Origin of the sequence: Corynebacterium sp. HMSC034A01 (assembly GCF_001838175.1) — a bacterium.
Lineage (GTDB): Bacteria > Actinomycetota > Actinomycetes > Mycobacteriales > Mycobacteriaceae > Corynebacterium.
Genome location: NZ_KV835969.1, coordinates 29,170 through 44,322, shown reverse-complemented (window position 1 = coordinate 44,322; position 15,153 = coordinate 29,170). Strand labels below are relative to the sequence as shown.

Here is a 15,153-nt window from a genome sequence, read left to right as displayed (position 1 = left end):
GGCTAATCCCGGTTGGTGATCGCGCCGTTCATGCGCACGTACAGCAGGCGATCGCCCGGCTCGACCGTTTCCGCCTCGGGGGAATCGATGCGGTAGAGCTCGCCGGAGCGCACCACACCCAGCACGATGTCCGCGAGGTGGCGGGGGTTCGCGCCGACCTCGTCGTCCGCAATCTGGCGCTCCGCCACCGCGAAGCCTTCGTCCGGGCTGAGCAGGTCCTCCATCATCTCCACCACCGGCGGGGTGACGGTGGCGATGCCGAGCAGGCGGCCCGCGGTTTCGGAGGAGACGATCACCGAATCCGCACCGGACTGCATGAGCAGGTGCTGGTTTTCGCTCTCGCGCACGCTGGCCACGATCATCGCGCTCGGCGCCATCTCGCGTACCGACAGGGTGATCAGCACGGCGGTGTCGTCCGACGACGGCGCCACGATCACGGAGCGCGCGCGGCTGACCGCGGCCACGCGCAGCACGTCCGACTTGGTGCCGTTGCCGTGCACGGTGATCAACCCGCGCTTTTCTGCGACGGAGAGGGCGGCCGGGTCCGGGTCGATGACCACGACCGACGACGGCGCGGTGCCACCCGCGATCAACGCGTCGATGGCCGAGCGGCCCTTGGTGCCGTAGCCGATGACAATAGTGTGGTTACGCACGCTATTCCTCCACTGTTGGATCTGGAGCGTCTTACGGGAATCCTCCGTGAGCACCGACAAGGTGGTGCCGACGAGGACCATCAGGAAGGCCACACGGGCCGGGGTGATCAGAAAGATGTTAATCAGGCGGGCGGACTGCGTCACCGGGGTGATGTCGCCGTAGCCCGTGGTGGACAGCGTCACCGCGGAGTAATACAGCGCGTCGATGAACGTCAGCGGCTCGGAGTAGCCGTCCCTGTCCAAATACGCCACGAACGCGACAACAATGATGAGCAGCAGCGCGTAGCCGAAGCGGCGCGCTATCAGCGACCACGGAGTCGCGCGCTCCGCCGTGGGGATGTTCACCACATCGAGCAGGCTGTGCACCGGGATCTCGGTGAGGTCGGTCGCGTCTGCGCGCAGCGACAACAGGCTCCGAAGCTTCATCCCTGCCGCTCCTCGCTTTCTAGTGCAATGTTTTCGCCGGGCGTGCCGGTGCCCGCGCCTCCGAGCATTGTCTCGAGCTGGTCGAGATCCGGCAAGGCGCGCGGCGCGAACGTTTCACCGGTGCGCACGTAGAAAAATACCGCCCGCACCGGTTTACCGTCACCTGCGATCCGGCGCCACGCCTCGCGGTAGACCGCAAGCTGCAGCTGGGCAGATTCCATCGCGTCGCGGCCTGGCTTTTCGCCAGTCTTCCAGTCAACCACGACCCAGCCGTCATCGTCGGCGAAGACGGCGTCCATGCGCCCGCGCACGACCGAATCGCCCAGTGCCAGCTCGAAGGGGTGCTCGACGTACTCGGGCGTGCGCCCGGCCCACTCGCTGGCCTCGAAGTTGCGCTTCAGCCGATCCAGGACGGCACGGTCCACCTCCGCCTCGTCGTTGCCCGGCAGCTCGTCCTCTGTCAGCAGCGGGCGGGCGCCGTAGAACTGCTCCAGCCACTCGTGGAACGCGGTGCCGCGCTTGGCGTAGGTGTTCGGCTTGAACGGCACGGGGCGGCGGGCACGGCGGGCGAACTGCTCCGGGTCCGCCTTCAGCGCCACCACGTCGGAGGCGGTGAGCTCGCCCGGCATGACCACCGGCACGTCCGCGGCCTGGGCGGCATCGTGCTCCTCTATCAAGGCTGTGGCGTCGCGCTCCCAGAGCGAGAACAGCTCGCCGTCGGCGTAATCCGGCAGCGTGTCCATGGCGGCGCGGACCGCCTCGGCAGCCGCGATGTCGTGCGGCGCGGGCGCGTAGTGGGGCCAGCGGCCGGACTCCGGCGCGGCTGCCTCCTGCGTGGTCTCTTCTGTGTCTGCCTCGGGTGCGGCGCCGTCGTCCCAGACCACCACGCACTCCTCGGGCACCCGCTCGCGCATGGCGGCGAAGTGCTCGTAAGGCTCCGCCTCCCGCGCAACACCCTCGCGGCGGCGCGAGCCGGTGACGATGAGTTTCTTCCCGGAACGGGTCACCGCCACGTAGAACAACCGGGCGGCCTCCTCGGCCAAATCCCCGGCGACCTCCTTGAGCCAGGCCTTGCCCGCTTTTTCGAAGTCCGAGCGGTTCTCCACGTCCGCGAATACCGGGTAGACGTCCGGGTCGCCGAACGTTTCCGGAGGCAGGAAGCGCGGGAAGGTGAGGAAGGTTTCCGTTTTGGACTTGTACGTCGCCGCGTCCGCGTGCAGCACCGCCACGGTGTCCCACTCCAGGCCCTTGGCCTTATGCGCGGTGAGGATCTGCACCCGGTCCTCCTTTACCGCCACCGCGCCTGGAGCCAAGCCGTCCTCGAAGCTGCGGGCGAGCTCGAAAAAGTGCAGCAGCCCGTCCAAGCCCGCGCCCGGATATGCGGCGACTTCCTCGAGCAGCCGGTCCAGGTGCACGGCACCCGTGGCGGATCCGCGGGCGAGCACCTCGGTGCGGATGCCGAAGACGTGGATGATGTCGGCGAACAGGTCGCTTAAGCGCTTGCCCAGGCTGTGGGTGCGCAGCCAGCGCAGCTTCGCCGCAGTATCCCGCATGCGCGCAAGGCCCTCCTCGCTGTAGCGCTCCGTCTCACCCAGGTCCGCCAAAGCGTCCGTGAGCCCTTCGGGTTTGTCCGAGCTGGCGGAGATCTCCTCGGCGCGGGCCACCAGCTCCTCCAGCTGGGCGTGCAGGTGCTCCGCCGCGTCCGCCGGGGTGGCCTCCGGCTTGGTGTCAACGCCCGAGCCGTGCAGGTTGTTTGCGCGCGACGCCAGCGCCTGCAGGTCAGCCAGGCCCAGGCCCACGGCAGGTCCGCCGAGGACGCGCAGCGCAGCGGCGGTGTCGTCCGGGCGCACCAGCATCGTGGCGATGGCGACGGTGTCGGCGACCTCCGGGACGTCTAAAAGCCCTGCAAGGCCCACAATCTCGTAGGGCACGCCGCGCTCCTCCAGCGCCGCAGCCAAAAGCGGCGAGTGGCGGTTCTTGCGCACCAGCGCGGCCGCGGAAAGCGCGCGTCCTTCCTGCGCTGCTGCCTGGTATTCCTGCGCGAGCGCGTCTACCACGTAGGCGATCTCCGCGTCCTGGTCCGGGAAGAAGCCCAGGGTCACATCGCCGGCAGGCGCGGCCGGCCGCGCCTGCAGCGCAGCCACCGCCCTGTTCTCGGCGGTGCCCAGCACCGCGTCGGAAACGCCGTTGGCCAGGTCCAGCACCTCGGGCGGATTGCGCCAGGAGGTGGTCAGCTGCTTCTTCGGCGCCGGGCCTTCGGGCGACGGGAAGTCCTCCACGAACGCCGCCAGGTTGGCGGCGGTCGCGCCGCGCCAGCCGTAGATCGCCTGCATCGGATCGCCCACTGCGGTCACCGTCAGCGACGGGTCCGCACCCTCGCCGAACAGGCTGCGCAAAAGCACGCGCTGCGCGTGCGAGGTGTCCTGGTACTCGTCCAGCATGACCACGCGGTAGCGGGAACGCTGCGACTCCCCCACTGTCTGGTGGTCGCGCGCCAGCTTCGCTGCCACGGACATCTGCTCGTTGAACGTGACCACGCCGCGGCGTCGCAGCTCCGCCGCTAGCTCCTCCACCAGCGGCAGCATGTTCACGCGCATTTCCTGCTTGGAGCGCCAATTCGTGAGCACCTTGGTGAACTCCACGCGGGCGCGCGGGGCCATGGGATAGGACTCGGTTTCTGCGAGGAAGTCGTGCGCGTGCCCGCGCACCCACTCGGGCGAGGCCAGCTCGTTGCCCATCGCCGTGGTCAGCGCGAGCAGGTCCTCCACCACGGTTGACAGCGACGGGTTGGAGCCCAGCTCTGTGATTAGCCCGCCGGAGTAGTTGACCACCACGTCAGTGGCGATGGCGTGCAGCTCCGCGTCGGTGATCAACCGGGCGTCCGGCTCCACCGGCACCAGCAGGCCGTATTCGCGGATCAGCTCGCCGGCGTACGAGTCGTAGGTGGACACCGAAGGCGCAATCACCTCCAGGTTTTTCGCCAGCTCACCGGACGGGTCCAGGCGCCGCACCAGGTCGGTGTTGGCCGCGAGTGAGCCCAGACGGTCCCGAATGCGTTTGCCCATCTCCTGGGCGGCCTTGCGGGTAAACGTCAGGCCCAAAACTTCGTCCGGCCGGGCGTAGCCGTTGGCCACCAGCCACACCACGCGCGCGGCCATGGTTTCGGTTTTGCCTGCACCGGCGCCGGCGACCACCAGCAGCGGGCCGGGTTCGGCGCCGATCACGGCGGCTTGCTGGTCTGTCGGCGGGTACTGCTGGCCCAGGTAGCGCGACAGCAGCACGGGAGACATCGGGGTGGGGTTAGACATGGTGGATCGTCGCTCCTTCCGGCTGGACTGGGCACAGCGCTCGCACAGCGCAACGGTCGCACTGCGGGCCGACCACGGCGAGCAGCGTCGGTCCTGCGGTTTCCTCGGGCAGCCCGTCGAGCGCGGCGGCGAGCGCGTCCAGCTCTTCCGCGGTTTTCGCCGCCTGCTCGCGGGTGCTCAGCGTGGTCTTGTTGGCGTTCGGGTACACCAGCACCGCCCCGCCCACCGAAAGCGCATGAGCGCCGTCGCGGGCGGTGACGACCTTGCCGCCGGCGAGCTCGCCGTGCGCCAGCGCCAACTGGTAGGTGGCTAGCTGGGGGTTGTCCGCAGTGGCGTCGACGGTCGGCGGGTACGCGCCCGTTTTCAGGTCCACGATGTGCACCGCACCGCTGCTGTCGCGCTCGAGGCGGTCCAACCTGCCGCGGATGCGCACATTGTCGCTGACCTGGACGTTCACATCCGCTTCCACGGCAACCTGCTCGAATGCCCCGCGGCTGGCCTGCAGCCAGCCGTGGGCGCGCTCCAGCATGGCCTGAAAGCCCGCGATGTCGCGCTCGACCTTCCACTCCGGGGCATTATCCGCCGCGCGGCGCGCCGCCACGGTCGCATCCAGCGCCTCGGTGTCGTCCATGCCGTTACCAAGCGCTTCGAAGTAGGCGTGCGCCATGGAGCCGTAAATCATGTCCAGCGTTTCGTCCAGGCCGGACATCCGCTCCAGCACGGCCTGCATGGGGCATGCCAGCAACTTTTCCACCCGTGACGGGGACAGCGCCGGCGAAACCTCGAGCGCCTCGCTTGTGGACGGCTCCGTGGTCGTCCACCACTGCTCTGGGTCCGCGCCCAGCACCCCTGCGGCCGCCAAACGCGCGAGTTGACGGGACGCCTGGCTGCGCTGAGCCTCGGTGGATTCCGGGTCCACCAACACGCGGCGGAACTCGGCGATCAGGTCGTCGTGCGCGAGCACGCGCACCACCGCGCTGTCGACCTCGGCCCCAACAGCAGGCTGTGCGGCGATCCGCGTGGCGTCCACGGACGAGCCCGCAATGCGCACCGGGCGCGGCTGCACGTCGAAGTCCCGGCAGAACTCCTCCACGAACCTGGAACGCTGCTCCACTTCCTCGCCGTCGTCGCTTTCCACGGCGGTAACCAACAGCTGCTCCGTAGCGCGGCTGGTCGCCACCGTGAACAGGCGGCGCTCCTCCACCAGCCGTTCGTTGATGTGGGAGACAGGCACGCCGGGGTCGACGTCTTTGTCGATGAGATCCACCAGGTCCTCCTGACGGAACAGCGACCCGGTCTCCCCCAGGCTCGGCCATGTCAGCTCTTGCACGCCCGCCACGACCACGCGGCGGAATTCGCGTCCTACTGCGCCGTGGGCGGTAAGCAGGGCAGCCGCGTCCGGGGTGGCGTTGCGGCGGTCGCGTACGCCAGTGGGCAGCTCCTGCTCGGTGATCGAGGCGACGAAGGATTCTATGCCCGCGCTGGGCCTGCGTTCCGTGTGGTCGCCGGCGGCGTCGAACAGCGCCATCACGGCATCGAGGTCCCTGTCCGCCTGCGAACCAGTCGCCCCGCCTCGCAGCGCAGACGCCAGCAGCCGGTTGGACAAGCCCGTGGCGTGCCAGAGCGCCCACAGCACTTCCTCCACCGTGCCGCCGTCCGCAAGCACACTGCGCCCGGCGTCGAGCACGTCGCGCACGCGGTGCAAGATGTCCAGCTCGCGGTCCGTGAGCACGGTGCCGAAGTCCGGCAGCCCAACCGGGGTGGCTAAAAGCTCGCGCAGGCTTTCCTCCGCGCGGGTCTCTGGCGACCAACGGCGCAGGCCGCGCAACAGCCTGCGCAGTGTGACCGGGTCCGCACCGCCAACGGGACTCAGCAGCAGGTCGCGCCACTCGGTGGCCGAAAGTTCCTCGTACAGCGCGCGCACGCCGAGCAGCAGCGCGGAGACGATGCGCTGCTCCCCCAGCACCAGGTCAGTGGGGTTGAGCGAAACTGGGACCCCGGCGCGCAGTAGCGCGCGCCGCATCGGCTCCAGAAGCGGCGTGGAGCGCACCACCACCGCCATGTCGCGGTACGCCACGCCCTCTTCCAGGTGTGCGCGGCGCAGCGTGTCCGCCACCAGGGACAGCTCCGCCGCGCTGGAATCTGCAATCGCCGCGGACCTCGCAGGTGTCCTGCGGGTGGCGCCGAGGTCAATCACCTCGTGGTCCAACCCGCCCAAGTCCTTAAAGAATGCCGGGGAGGCACCGCGGAAGTGGAATACGGATTGCTCCAGATCCCCGCCGACGACCCCGAGGTCCGCCTGCTCCAGCAGCCGTTGCACCAGCGCCGCGGATGCCGGCGCCAGGTGCTGCGCGTCGTCCACGATCACGGTGTGCCACGTGCGCGGCAGCTCCACCTCGAGGGCGGCGGCAATCAGCTCGGAGGCCGACAGGCGGTGCGCACCGGACAGCGCCATCACCTGCTGGTATTCGAGCAAGAAATCGCCCGAGGCGGACCAGATGCCAATGTCGTGGCGCTGCCCCAGCTCCACCAGGTCCTCCGGGCCCAGACCACGCTCAATGGCGCGCAGCAAAAAGTCCCTCAGCTGCCGCGCGAAACCAACCATGGGCAGCGCCGGGCGCAGCTCCGCGGGCCAGGTGCCGCCGCCGTCTTCGGCGTGGCCCTGCAGCAGTTGGCGGATCACCGCGTCCTGCTCCGCGCCGGAGATCAACCGCAGTTCTTCGTCCGTCTGCTGGCGTACCAGCGCGAACGCGAGCGAGTGCACCGAGCGCACCACCGGCTCGTCCGAGACAAAGCCGGAGGCTGCCAGTGTGTCCGCCAGCTCCGCGCGCAGCCGCGCGCCGGTCTCCTTGGAATCTGTGAGCACCAACACCCCGCCCGGGCCGTGTTCAGCTTCGCTGTCTGCGCGCCTGCGCATCGCGGCTGCGGCGGTGTCAAGCAGAAAGCTCGACACCCCGGAGCCTGGCTCGCCTGTGACTTTGTACAGGCCTTCTTGAGGCAGCTCTACCGGCCATTCACGCTGTGTGTTCGGACGCGTGCGCGGCACGAGGTAAGCCTTCGGCTCGAGTACCGTCGGGGGCACGGGTGAGGGTCTGGTGGAAGTCATGCCGTTGATTGTGTCACTCACTCCGACACGAGCGCCCGATCAACCCCCTCAGCTATCGAACGTATGTCCGAACCGGTCGTTCTCGCGCAGGCCACGCGGTATTCCAGCGCCCGCCGCGCGAGCTCTCGCAGCCCCGGCACGTGCGCCCACCGATCAAGCACGGCCGCATCACAGGCCTCAGCGAGCAGCCCGTCCACAATCACCAGCGCCGCGGTAAAACCGCGGGGACGTTTGCTTGAAGACGGCACAAGGTCCGTCAACGTCGGCACCATATCCCCGGAAAAGAGCAGGCAGGACGCAAAGTCCATGTGCGCCACAACGTCGTCTGGCTGCGGCGTGTAGTCGCGCCACACCGCGCGCTCTGCCGTGGCGAACGCGTCGCCGCGGTCCGCCGCCGGCGCCTCGACCCCGGCCATCGCCTCGTCATAGTGCAGGGCGGCGGACACGGCTTCGTCGATACGCGCAAGCACCCGCCCCTCAACGAACTCGCTGGCCTTGAAACCGCCGACCACCAGGCGACCGTCGGTAGCGCGCACCGGACGGGAGACGGCAATGCCGGTGCCGAACTCCCCGGCATGATCGCGGGCCTTGCCGGACCACGCCGCCGTATCGCTGGCCTCGGAGACCACCACCCTGCCGAAGCGGACACCGTTGTCCCACTCCGGCCCTACGGGCAGGCCAGAGCGCCCGTCGAGCTGAAACGCGGATAACACGTGCCCGGGGATCTGCCGTGCTGTGCGCTCTGCCACTTTCAGCCTCCTACAGCACCGCTGGGCGCGGGTAGGGCCACGGGTTCGGCCGGCAGGTGTCCGGGTTGTCCGGGTAATTGTCCTCCGGACTCATTTCCCGCAGCTGCGCATTGTTCAGGCTTAAGGTCTGCTGCATCATGATCGGCGCCAGAGCGTTCGGCTCCGGGCACGGCACGTGCTCCGCAAAGCCCACTGCATGGCCCACCTCGTGGTTGATCAGGTATTGGCGGTAGCTGCCCAGATCACCCTGGAACGGGACGGCGCCGCGCACCCAGCGCGACTCGTTGAGCAGCACCGTGTCCTCGCCCGTGATGCGGGTGCGGCAGCTGGTTTCGGTGCCAATCTGGACCCCACACAGCTCCGCGGTGGTGTCCAGGGAGGTCAGACGGATTTTCAGCGACGGGTTGTCGTCGGCGCTGACATGCTCGAAGCGGAAACGCGGATCATTAATCCAACCACGCGGGTCGCTCAGCGTCGCGTCAACCATGTGCGCAAACGCCTCGTCGCCGCCGTATCCAGAGGTATCGATGCCGTGCTCAACCTCCACAGCAAATCGCACCACAAGCTCGGTGCCTTCGCCTGCGGTCATGCCCGGCGCACCCACCTCGTAGAAGGTGCCGGCGCCGGTGGTGGTGTATGGACCGCCTGGCGGCAGATCGTGCGGATCGAACTGCCCTTCCGCAATTTTCGCCGGCTCCAGCGGCTTCACGCCGCCATCCGGGTCCTCCCCGCGCTGCGCGGGCGAGGACGCTGCCGAGGCGTCCTCCTCAGCAGAGGGGCCAGTGGCCCCTACGGCGAGGTCCTCCGGGTTCTGGAACATGTTGATCAACACGAAAACGGTGATCACGGCTAGCACGGGGATGGCATAGGCGCGCCATCCGTAATCCTGCGCGAACACGGCAATTCTACTGTCCCCGCCAGAGGATGCGCCGAATACTCCCCCACCAGTTTCGGCGTGTGCGGCGCGGGACTTGGGCCTCCGGGCGACGTCGTCAAGCTTGCTGCTCTTTTGAGAGCGCTTTGCGGCACGGCGCCGGCGCGGGCGCGCGGGCTCAGTGTCCTCGGCCTCAAGGTCCCAGCTATCAAACCAGTCGCCGAAGTCATCGTCAGCGGCGTCGTTAGCGCCGATTTCGCCGTCGCTTAAACGGCGGTGCGCCTCGGGGTCGCCGCCGATGGGGCCACCGCCGCGGGCGTCCCGTTCATGTGCGCCGTGCCGTTGTGCCATAAATGCGTAATTTAGCGCATGAACCCGACGGACCGGGCTGCGGCAGTACCCTGCTCCACGTACACGATGCGGTCGGTACGGATGAGGTAGACGCGGCCCTTGTCGTCCTCCACCTTCAAGGTGGGCTGGCCGCCGTCAATCGCCTGTTCGACGGTGGCGATGATGTCGTCTTGCCCCTCCGGCAGCTTGATCGTCAGTTCGCGGGGGCTGTCTGCAAGACCAATCTTGATATCCATAGTGTCGCTCACTGTCCTTCACGCTTGATATTATCTATTGGGTTAGTTTGTAGGCGACGGCGGACCTCATTGAGCCCGCGCGCACGGAGTGCCCATTGTAACGGCCTGCAGTTAAGATGAACGCGTGCCCTATTCAGCTGAGAGTGAACACAACCGCGCCTCAACTGGCGCCCCGGCCGGCGAGAAGTCGCTGCCGCCGACGTTTGCTCAGCTGGGCGTTGCCGCCGAAATTGCCGATGCGCTGGCGCAGCGCGGCATTGTTCGCCCCTTTTCCATCCAAGAACTGACTCTGCCCCGCGCACTGGTGGGCCGGGACATCATCGGCCAGGCCCGCACCGGCATGGGCAAGACGTTCGGCTTCGGTGTGCCGCTGCTCGACCGTGTTTTTGACGACGCGGACATCGACGAGCTCGACGGCACGCCGCGCGCACTCGTGGTGGTGCCCACCCGCGAGTTGGCGGTGCAGGTGGGCGACGATCTAGCCTTCGCCGCTTCCCAGACACCGGTGCGCGTGACCACGATCTACGGCGGCCGTCCGTACGAGGACCAGATCGCCGCGCTGAAGGCGGGCGTGGACGTTGTCGTCGGCACGCCCGGGCGCCTGATCGACCTGCACGAGCGCGGGGACCTCACCCTTTCCCACGTCGCCATTCTGGTACTCGATGAAGCGGACGAGATGCTGGACATGGGCTTTTTGCCCGACATTGAAAAGTTGTGGGCTGCGGTGCGCGGGGACGCGCAGACGATGCTGTTTTCCGCCACCATGCCGGGCCCGATTCTTACGCTTGCGCGCGCGAAGATGAACACACCAGTGCACATCCGCGCCGAGTCCGCCGATGCGCCGCGCACCCACGACACCACCCGCCAGGTTGCGCTGAAGTCCCACCGCATGGACAAGCCCGAGGTGGTCGCGCGCATCCTCCAGGCCCGCGGCCGCGGGCGCACCATCATTTTCGCCCGCACGAAACGTTCCGCCGCAGAGCTGGCGGAGGATCTCGCGCAGCGCGGCTTTACCGTCGCCGCGGTCCACGGCGATCTTGGCCAGCGTGCGCGTGAGGCGGCGCTCGATGCTTTTCGACGCAGCTCGGCCGACATCCTCGTCGCAACCGACGTCGCCGCCCGGGGCATCGACGTCGAAGACGTCACCCACGTGATCAACTTCCAAACACCGGACGACCCGATGACGTACGTGCACCGCATCGGCCGCACTGGCCGCGCCGGGAAAAAGGGCACTGCCGTCACGCTGGTGGGTTACGACGAGGTGCGCAAGTGGGAGGCGATTAACGACGAGCTGTCGCTCGGTGCCCGCGAGCTGCCCGAGTGGTTTTCCACCTCGCCGGAGCTGCACGAGGCGCTGGATATCCCGGGCTCGGCTACAGCACGAGTGGGCCGCCCGCGTAAAGTGCTCGGGGCACGTCCAGCACGAACCCCAGGAAGGAAACGGCGATGAATGCTCCCCTGCGTCGCACCCGCGGCGACCTGATCGCTACCGGAGTGATCGCAGGCGTCTCAGCGCTGCTGCTGGGCACCGCCTTTTTCACCGCTCCCGCGCGCGACGCGCACTTGAGTGCCGCTGAAGAAGAGCAACAGGACTACGGCCAGCTTGCCGTGGTGCCGAAGTCCTTCAGCGAAGGGTTTTCCCTGACCGACACGTCCGGACGCGACCAGCCATTGGTGGCCAGCGGCATGGTGATCACGTACAACGACAACACGCTCACCGCCACTACCCCGGAGGGTGAAACCGTGTGGACGTACGAGCGCCCCAACGAGCTGTGCCTGGTGGACCAGGCCTGGGGCAAGGTTGTGGCGACCTACCGCGACAACGCCGGTTGCGGCGACGTCGTCGCCATTGACGCGAAGACCGGCAAGTACGCCGGCACTCGCTCAGCTATCGCGCCGGAGAACGTGGTGCGCCTGGCATCGAACGACCGGGTGGGCTACGCCAGCTCCGAGCGCGCCGAGGTGTGGCGTTCCGATCTAGTGCGCACCGTGGAGTACGGGCATGTGGAGGCGAAGCAGGAGCCGGACATGCAGCCCAACGAGTGCACTATCACTTCCGCCCTGACCCGCACGGAGCTCGTGGCTGTCACTGAAATCTGCGACGACGGCGCCTTTTTGCGCCTGCAGGAGGCCACGCCGGAGGATTCGCGCAAGCCCGAGGTTCTCGCCAACGTGGAAATCAGCCCCGACGCGTACCTGGTGTCCATCTCCCAGGATGCGGCCGCGGTCTACGATCCGACTACTTCCGAGGTGCGCGGCTACAACACGGAGGGCACCAACATCAGCTCCTCGTCGGTGCCGCAGATGGATAGCCCGGAACTTGGCCCGGACGGCATTGTGAAGAACCTGCCGGTTGCCGACCTGCCGCACCACATGACCTACTGGGAGAACAACTCCCTGTTGTTAATGGAGCCTTCCGCGCTTGCTGTTACGGGCGTGTTCCAGGGCGCGCTGGGTACTGGTTTCTCCGCCGGTGAGAAGTTGCTCTACGCCTCCGACAGCGGTATTGCCGTGGTGGATTGGGATAAAAATGCCGTGGACAAGATCATCCCGGTCGACCGCGGCGGCTACAGCGGTCCGGTGTACATCTCGTCCGCCGGCGCCACTGTCGTGGAAAAGCGCGGGGACGAAGTTGTGGTGATGAAGGCCAACACCTAAGCAATCGGCTTTACCCCCCCTAGCGCGGCGCTTTTACTGTGAGCGCCGCGCTTTGCGTTGCGCGTAGCGCGCTTCGTTGTACTCGCGCGTCGCCGGGTGGAAGATACCGACGAGTGCGAGCACCGCAGAGGCCAGCGTCGCAGCGCCGAGAAGCGGCACGCCGCCACGGAACATGTACACCGCAACACCGGCCAAGATCGCTTCCACCAGCACAATCGCGCCAGTTGCGCGCGGGTTCCCCTTCAACGTGCTCACCGCGGCATACGCGATGTAACCGAAGATGATCACTAGGAACGTCGCGGTACCGATGTTGATGTAGTTCGCGGCCGGAGACTGCGACTCCAACGTCGAGGTGTGCTCGGTGAACTGGGAGACGATCAGGGAGGCCGCGTAGACGAACATCGCGGCGCACTGCACCAGTACCACCACTGCGCTGAACCGCATTACTGCGGGTACGGTTCCAGGCGCAACTTCGGGCATGGGCTGAGCGGGGTTGTTGTTGGTTTCCACATCGAAGCAGTCTAGGCCCCGCCGCCCCACGCTCCCATTCGTGTTGCGCGATTTGACGGTGACCTATCTCGCAGAAGAACAACCTTTCAGCAGGTCACATTGCCTATCGACGCCCTCAGGACACACCGCGCACCCAACCCCTGCCAGCCAAAACAGGGTTAGATTCTATGATTCGTATCACAATTCGGCTTACACCCCTAGCGCGGTGTAAGTGAACATGCCATTATTTCCGGGTAGCAAAAACAACGGGCTGGTTAAACAGCCCTTAACCCTCAGCCACCACAGGGTTAACGCCCGGTAAACCGGAAGACGGGTCCCGCATCCAACGGGAAGCTCCGCCCGGTGCCAGGAATCAAACTTCGTTTGCAACGCATCCGCCAAATGCGGGTGTTTGTGGTGCGCACGTAATTGCACATGGATTCAACACACCCGACTTACTAAGGAGAGTCATCATCATGGATTGGCGCCACGAAGCAATTTGCCGCGACGAGGACCCGGAACTGTTCTTCCCCGTCGGTAACTCCGGCCCGGCCCTGAGCCAGATCGCACAGGCCAAGCTGGTTTGCCACCGCTGCCCCGTCACCTCCCAGTGCCTGAAGTGGGCTCTGGAGACCGGCCAGGATGCCGGCGTGTGGGGCGGCCTGTCCGAGGAGGAGCGTCGCGCACTCAAGCGCCGCAACAAGGCCCGCGCCCGCAACCGCGCACGCCTGTCGGCATAAAACCATAAAGCTCCGCCGGATTACCTTGCCAGTAGTGCAGGGCGATACAGTAGAACATCTGTAACCGGTACCCATATTGAAGGAGGCCCCCATGAGCAAGCGTGGTCGCAAGCGCAAGGACCGTCGCAAGAAGAGCGCTAACCGCGGTAAGCGCCCCAACTCTTAAAGCGCGGTAAACGAAGTAGCAAGCGGGCCCTTCCCATTTCAGGAAGGGCCCGCTTGTTGGTTTCTGCCTACCAGCCAACCTCCGACTTAGCGCATTGCGAGGAGTGCTGCGCCGATGCCCAGGGCTGCCAGGGCTGCGACGACAGCGCCGATGATGGCTGCGATGTTGATTTGTGCCTCTGCTTGCTTGGGGGCTTCTGCCTTGGCGGGCTTGACCTCTTCCTTGGCGTCTTCGACCTCGGCCTGGACTTTGGCTTCTGCCTTCGGCTCTGCCTTCGGCTCTGCCTTGGGCTGCTCGGCGGGGACTTCACCCGGCTGGGCTTCTACCTCTTCGGCCGGCTCGAGTGCGACCATGGGGTGCTCTTCGGCAACCTCAACAGCTTCGGGCTGTTCAATCTCGATGATCTCTTCGGGCTGCTCGACCTCTTCAACCTCAACCTCGGCGATGTCGGCGCGGGCGCCGATGGATTCGGCGTAGGCGCCGATACGCGGGTTGGCAAGCTCGAGGACGTCCCAGTCGGCGGGGATGAACACCTTGCCTGCCGGGGTGTCGGCGAAGTAGCCATTTTCGGAGTAGTTGAAGTAGTCGAACTGGTGGTTGTAGTTCATCACCGAGCGGTAACCGGCCTGCATCGGCGAGCCCTCTGCAATGTCCTCGACATACTTTGCGCCACCCCAGTGGCGCAGCCCCAGGGTGTGGCCGAACTCGTGGAGGATGGTGTTGCGCACCTGCTCGGCGGTGGCGAGCCCGCCGGGGTTGGCAACGTAGAAGGAGTTATCGCCCACCAGCGACAGGCCCGTGGCGTTGGAACCGGCACGCATCCGGTCGCCGAGCACGCCGGGGCGGAAGATGTTCGCGCGATCACCAAGCTCGTTGATGGTGTCGATGAGCTGGAATGCTTCGTGGCGGCTCGGGTCGAAGTACACGTCGCGGTATTCGATGGTCTCGCCGCCGAAGCGCTCGGTGTAGTTGGCGATGTTGGTGTAGTACTCGCCGGCGTCGATGTGCAAGCTAATGCCGTGGTCGGCAAACAGGTCCACTAAATCATCCAGGCCCTGCTTCGACGGGGCGTAGGAGGTGCGGTTGGCCTTGGCGCACTCGCGGGCAGCAGATGCGTCGCAGCCGAGCGTGTCGTATTCGGAGGCCATCCAGTTCAGCTGGAGGAAGACATCCGGACGGTTCGGGTCAGCGCCCCAGTCCGGCAGGGGGATTTCGGTGCCGTCAGCGAGTACGACGCCTTCTTCTTCCCAGATGTCGGGCAGGCCGTCGCCGTCGGAGTCAACGAGGGTTGCGGTGTTGGTCAGCACCGGTGCCAGCTCGATCTCGTCGGCGGCGTGTGCGACGCCTACGCCGGACACCGCGATGGCGGCGGCAACTGCTGCGGCGATGGTGTTTCG

11 protein-coding genes and 1 pseudogene are annotated in these 15,153 nt (G+C 66.7%); 4 read left to right on the top strand and 8 right to left on the bottom strand.

Annotated elements, in window-relative coordinates; all coding sequences use genetic code 11:
- Positions 1–2: 2 nt before the first annotated feature.
- From HMPREF2791_RS06710 to HMPREF2791_RS06685, 6 genes are read right to left on the bottom strand one after another with little or no spacing between them, the layout of a single operon-like run.
- Positions 3–1,079 carry a potassium channel family protein gene (locus HMPREF2791_RS06710; RefSeq protein WP_070844820.1) on the bottom strand — a complete coding sequence of 359 codons (1,077 nt, stop codon included), beginning with the start codon at positions 1,077–1,079 and terminating at the stop codon, positions 3–5.
- Positions 1,076–4,387 carry an ATP-dependent helicase gene (locus HMPREF2791_RS06705; RefSeq protein ID WP_246825477.1) on the bottom strand — a complete coding sequence of 1,104 codons (3,312 nt, stop codon included), beginning with the start codon at positions 4,385–4,387 and terminating at the stop codon, positions 1,076–1,078. Before HMPREF2791_RS06705 ends, HMPREF2791_RS06710 begins: the two co-directional genes overlap by 4 nt.
- A complete protein-coding gene (locus HMPREF2791_RS06700) occupies positions 4,380–7,493 on the bottom strand; it encodes an ATP-dependent DNA helicase (protein WP_070844818.1) in 3,114 nt (1,037 codons plus the stop codon). The genes HMPREF2791_RS06705 and HMPREF2791_RS06700 overlap by 8 nt, the downstream gene beginning before the upstream one ends.
- Before the next feature lie 17 nt (positions 7,494–7,510).
- Positions 7,511–8,242, bottom strand: a complete 732-nt coding sequence (locus HMPREF2791_RS06695; protein WP_141764941.1) for a hypothetical protein — start codon at positions 8,240–8,242, stop codon at positions 7,511–7,513.
- Positions 8,243–8,252: 10 nt separating this feature from the next.
- Positions 8,253–9,467 (bottom strand): DUF3152 domain-containing protein, encoded by a 1,215-nt coding sequence (locus HMPREF2791_RS06690; protein WP_083327922.1) that lies wholly within the window; start codon positions 9,465–9,467, stop codon positions 8,253–8,255.
- Positions 9,468–9,478: 11 nt separating this feature from the next.
- Positions 9,479–9,703 carry a DUF3107 domain-containing protein gene (locus HMPREF2791_RS06685; protein ID WP_070844817.1) on the bottom strand — a complete coding sequence of 75 codons (225 nt, stop codon included), beginning with the start codon at positions 9,701–9,703 and terminating at the stop codon, positions 9,479–9,481.
- Between the two features lie 190 nt (positions 9,704–9,893).
- Between HMPREF2791_RS06685 and HMPREF2791_RS06680 the strand changes: the two genes are divergently transcribed.
- Both HMPREF2791_RS06680 and HMPREF2791_RS06675 read left to right on the top strand, forming a co-directional pair.
- The gene (locus tag HMPREF2791_RS06680; RefSeq protein ID WP_246825480.1) at positions 9,894–11,153 is read left to right on the top strand and encodes a DEAD/DEAH box helicase; all 1,260 of its coding nucleotides are present in this window, start codon (positions 9,894–9,896) and stop codon (positions 11,151–11,153) included.
- Positions 11,150–12,361: an Rv3212 family protein gene (locus tag HMPREF2791_RS06675; protein WP_070844815.1), complete on the top strand. Its 1,212-nt coding sequence runs from the start codon at positions 11,150–11,152 to the stop codon at positions 12,359–12,361. Before HMPREF2791_RS06680 ends, HMPREF2791_RS06675 begins: the two co-directional genes overlap by 4 nt.
- 33 nt (positions 12,362–12,394) lie before the next feature.
- On the opposite strand, the gene HMPREF2791_RS06670 is transcribed toward HMPREF2791_RS06675, so the two are convergent.
- A complete protein-coding gene (locus HMPREF2791_RS06670) occupies positions 12,395–12,805 on the bottom strand; it encodes a hypothetical protein (RefSeq protein WP_246815235.1) in 411 nt (136 codons plus the stop codon).
- Between the two features lie 521 nt (positions 12,806–13,326).
- On the opposite strand from HMPREF2791_RS06670, the gene HMPREF2791_RS06665 reads away from it, so the two are divergent.
- Entirely contained in the window at positions 13,327–13,590 is a 264-nt protein-coding gene (locus tag HMPREF2791_RS06665; protein WP_034997533.1) for a WhiB family transcriptional regulator, read from the top strand.
- Positions 13,591–13,681: 91 nt separating this feature from the next.
- Positions 13,682–13,756, top strand: a complete 75-nt coding sequence (locus HMPREF2791_RS12370) for a 50S ribosomal protein bL37 (protein ID WP_095066802.1) — start codon at positions 13,682–13,684, stop codon at positions 13,754–13,756.
- 86 nt (positions 13,757–13,842) lie between these two features.
- Here the strand turns inward: HMPREF2791_RS12370 and HMPREF2791_RS06660 are convergent.
- Positions 13,843–15,153 (bottom strand): annotated as a pseudogene (locus tag HMPREF2791_RS06660) (hypothetical protein); the annotation flags it as partial.

What these genes read in the sequence shown, in the direction of transcription:
- HMPREF2791_RS06710 (WP_070844820.1), bottom strand. Translation starts at nt 1,079, where the DNA reads ATGAAGCTTCGGAGCCTGTTGTCGCTGCGCGCAGACGCGACCGACCTC.
- HMPREF2791_RS06705 (WP_246825477.1), bottom strand. Translation starts at nt 4,387, where the DNA reads ATGTCTAACCCCACCCCGATGTCTCCCGTGCTGCTGTCGCGCTACCTG.
- HMPREF2791_RS06700 (WP_070844818.1), bottom strand. Translation starts at nt 7,493, where the DNA reads ATGACTTCCACCAGACCCTCACCCGTGCCCCCGACGGTACTCGAGCCG.
- HMPREF2791_RS06690 (WP_083327922.1), bottom strand. Translation starts at nt 9,467, where the DNA reads ATGGCACAACGGCACGGCGCACATGAACGGGACGCCCGCGGCGGTGGC.
- HMPREF2791_RS06685 (WP_070844817.1), bottom strand. Translation starts at nt 9,703, where the DNA reads ATGGATATCAAGATTGGTCTTGCAGACAGCCCCCGCGAACTGACGATC.
- HMPREF2791_RS06675 (WP_070844815.1), top strand. Translation starts at nt 11,150, where the DNA reads ATGAATGCTCCCCTGCGTCGCACCCGCGGCGACCTGATCGCTACCGGA.
- HMPREF2791_RS06670 (WP_246815235.1), bottom strand. Translation starts at nt 12,805, where the DNA reads ATGCGGTTCAGCGCAGTGGTGGTACTGGTGCAGTGCGCCGCGATGTTC.
- HMPREF2791_RS06665 (WP_034997533.1), top strand. Translation starts at nt 13,327, where the DNA reads ATGGATTGGCGCCACGAAGCAATTTGCCGCGACGAGGACCCGGAACTG.